Annotated in this window: 1 protein-coding gene; it reads left to right on the top strand. The window is 40.8% G+C overall.

Going from position 1 to position 306, the window contains the following annotated elements; translation table 11 throughout:
* A partial coding sequence (locus LOSG293_RS09905; protein ID WP_034529941.1) for an ATP-binding protein occupies positions 1-306 on the top strand: 306 nt, incomplete at both ends.

The raw sequence follows: 306 nt of genomic DNA, 5'->3' as shown, positions 1-306 counted from the left end.
AGTGATGCCTTATTCGAATTGACAACGGCTGAGCTTAAATACCGGGAACAAAAAAAGATTAATTTGAGAATTAAACTAGCCCGCTTTCCATATGAAAAGACGTTAGCTGACTTTGACTTTAGCTATCAACCAGGAATTAACCAAGGGACAATTGAGGACTTAGGATCACTAAGATTTACCCAAGAGAATCAAAACATTTTGTTTATCGGCACCTCCGGTGTCGGTAAGACTCACCTAGCCACCGCCATTGGAATTGAAGGGTGTAAACAAGGAATTTCAACGCAGTTTATTCGATGTAGCGACCTC

Source organism: Secundilactobacillus oryzae JCM 18671 (genome assembly GCF_000740055.1).
Classification (GTDB): Bacteria; Bacillota; Bacilli; order Lactobacillales; family Lactobacillaceae; genus Secundilactobacillus; species Secundilactobacillus oryzae.
The sequence above is the reverse complement of the archived record's forward strand: the minus strand, read 5'-3'. Positions and strand labels throughout refer to the sequence as shown.